Below are 2,484 nucleotides of genomic sequence, written 5' to 3'. Positions count from 1 at the left end.
CCTCCGGCCCCGCCTCTTTCTCCACGAAGGGGATGAGCCCCTTCGTGAAGAGACAGTTGATCTCGCCCGGCACGCGTGTCCTTGTCCGCCGCCCTCAGCTCGGCTTGTAGACGAACTTGGAGGTGATGTTCACCGGATTGGCGAGGGTGTCGCGCACCGCCGATTTCCGGTCGATGGTCTCCTTGCACTTGCGGACCTTGTCCTCGGGCGCGGAGCTCGTGATCGTGATCGTGTAGTTGATGTCGGTGATGCCGTTGCGCACGCTCTTGTCGTGGCCGAGCATGCCGCGCGCGTCCATGTGGGCTTCCATCTCCAGCTCGATCCCGTCCAGGGGCACACCGAACATGGCGGCGTTGGTGGCGGTCCCATTGGTGACGCAGCCGGCGAGGGCGGCGAGCACCACCTCGATGGGGAAGGGCGCGGCGTCGCCGCCGCCGAGGTCGGACGGCTCGTCCACCATGATGGTGAAGCGGCGCGGCGCCGGCGTCATCTTGTGCCCGCCCGCGTACCACTCGCTGAGGGTCACCTGCGTCATGGTGCCCCGGCACCACGTCGACTTCGCCTTGATCGTGAGCTTCTCGAGCCCGGGATTCGCCCGGACGGCGGCGTCGGTGGCCTTGAGCTTCTCGAGGTTGACGTCGTTGAGCGCCTGAGTCATGGGTGATCCCCCTTCTCGGTTACAGCAGTTGGGCGATGAGACGCGCGGCCCGCTCGGTCCCGCCCGTCGGCGCGTCGCGATACTGGACGGGCTTGTCGAGATGCTCCACGATCGCCGCGGCCAGCTCCTCGACGCTGGTGCGGTCGTAGTCCATGCGCACCCCGGCGCCCAGCCGATCCAGGCGCCGCGCGACGTGGAAGTTCTGCTCGAAGTGGTTGCGGAGCGGGAAGTAGAGGAACGGCGTCTGGAAGGCGGCCAGCTCCATCGTGGTGGTCAGCCCGCCCTGGACGATTGCGAGGTGCGCCGCCGCATGATGGCGGAACAGATTGGGGACGAAGGGCCGCACCTCGAGCTGCGGCCCGGTGGGCACACTGCCGATGTCCAAGCGCGGGCCCGCCACGAGGATCATCCGCGCGTCGCGCACGCGCGGGGCGACCAGCGAGAACGCCTGGGCGCACTTCCGCAGCAGGCTCTGGCCCGCCTTGGTCCCGCCCACCGACACGAGGATCACGCGCTCGTCCGGCCGGAAGCCCAGCTCCCGGCGAAGCGCCCGCTTGTCGCGAAACTCCGCCGGATCGAAGTGGTAGGTGTAGCCGGAGAAGCGGAAGTGTTCCCGGCTCCACTCGCGCATGTTGGGCAGGTCCGGCCCGAACGGGCGGTCCAGCACGTCGTCCTCGTCGCCGACCATGATGGAGAGGTCGCGGACGTCCGGATGGAAGCGCAGGTGGTCCACGTTCTCGGCGTTCCGGTCCCACGCGCGCTTGAACTCCGCCGTGTTCGGGTCGTCTCGCATGGGCAGCATGCCGATGAAGTCGGTCATGAAGACGTAGGGCGCGCGCTTGAGCTCGGGGTTCTCGTGCAGGAAGTAGTCGAGGTCCCAGCCCTCGTCGCCCACCCAGAGGTCGTAGCGCTCACGCTCCACGACGTCGGCGAACGTCATGAAGTTGGCGGCCATGATCTCGTCCATGTCCCACAGCGCGTTGAAGGCGTGGAGCTCGTGGTCGCCCGCCCAGCCCTCGACGTGCGCGCTCTCGTTGAGAATGTGCCGCGTGGCCGGGTGCAGCCGCTCGCCCCACGCCTCGACCACGCGATCGGCAGGGTCGGCGGCGAGGAAATCGACCCTGACGTCGCCGTGCTGGGCGCGAAGCGCCCGGGCGATGGCGAGATCGCGCTGGATGTGGCCGAGGCCGATCGGGCTCGAGAGCCAGAGGATGCGCCGCTCCGTGGTCCGGGGGGCCCGCGCGGGGGCCAGCGCCGTGACCTTCCGCTCGGTGGGCGCGGGGATGCGGGCCGACGCCACGTCCTTGCCGCCCACGAAGTCGCGGATGAGGTGGTTCACCTTCACCGCGTGGCGCCCGTGGAGGATGTGGCCCGCCCCCTCGAAGGTGATCAGGCGCGCGCCCGGGATCGCCGCCACCATCTTTTCGGCGTGGGAATAGGGGACGATCTTGTCGAGCGTCCCGTGCAGCGCGAGCGTGGGCACGGTGAGGCGGGACAGGAGATCGTACACGTTCGAGCCGTCGATGGCGCGGAGCGACTCAACGAGCACGTCCGGCGTGGTCTCCCCCGCCCACGCGTAGGCGTCCTCCATGCCCTTCAGCGAGTGCGGCTCGGGCAGGCAGCGCGCGAAGAGACGCTGGCGCCAGGCGTCGAACTGATCGCGGATCACCGGCGCCACCTTCTCGTCGAACGGCTGCGGCACCGACTCCGCGTACTGGCCGCTCAGAAGGATCAGGTGGGAGAGCCGGTCGGGATGCTCCGCCGCGTAGCGGAATGCGACCATCGCGGCGCACGACAGGGCCACGAGCGCGAAGGGTGTGCGCACC

Annotated in this window: 2 protein-coding genes; both read right to left on the bottom strand. The window is 69.2% G+C overall.

All coding sequences use genetic code 11. The features are described 5' to 3' along the window. Positions 1–94 precede the first annotated feature (94 nt). Positions 95–658, bottom strand: coding sequence for an OsmC family protein (locus tag VFX14_05750; protein HEU5189176.1), 564 nt, complete (start codon positions 656–658; stop codon positions 95–97). A 19-nt stretch (positions 659–677) separates the two neighbouring features. Next, positions 678–2,484, bottom strand: a 1,807-nt coding sequence (locus VFX14_05745; GenBank protein ID HEU5189175.1) for an alpha/beta fold hydrolase, incomplete at its 5' end; no start/stop codon positions are given.

The sequence above is a fragment of the Candidatus Methylomirabilota bacterium genome (genome assembly GCA_035764725.1).
Lineage (GTDB): Bacteria > Methylomirabilota > Methylomirabilia > Rokubacteriales > CSP1-6 > DASRWT01.
Note: the sequence above shows the minus strand (reverse complement) of the source record. Positions and strands in the feature narration are given on the sequence as shown.

Coding starts and splice junctions, on each gene's coding strand:
- VFX14_05750 (HEU5189176.1), bottom strand. CDS start 658: ATGACTCAGGCGCTCAACGACGTCAACCTCGAGAAGCTCAAGGCCACC.